Here is a 237-nt window from a genome sequence, read left to right as displayed (position 1 = left end):
CAGGCGACTGAGCCATCGGCCTGTGAACCCAATCAAAATGCGGTTGAGCAGCAGCTTGACGTTGTTGTCCAGGTACCAGTCCAGGTCGTTGAGCACGATCTCTTCGAAAGTCTGCTCGCCGGCCAGCACCGGCGACAGCAGGATGCGGTTGTAGTTGGTGTGGGGCTCGGCGCCGAACACCGTGATGTCATAGAGCTCGCTGCTGAGCTTGAGCAATTCTTCCAGGGTGCGAACCCC

1 protein-coding gene is annotated in these 237 nt (G+C 59.1%); it reads right to left on the bottom strand.

The window, feature by feature from the left end; genetic code table 11:
• The coding region (locus AC0L3B_RS40305) for a hypothetical protein (RefSeq protein ID WP_473383650.1) at positions 1-237 on the bottom strand (237 nt) is incomplete at both ends.

The organism is Bradyrhizobium sp. Kon56 (assembly GCF_055807635.1).
The sequence above is the reverse complement of the archived record's forward strand: the minus strand, read 5'-3'. Positions and strand labels throughout refer to the sequence as shown.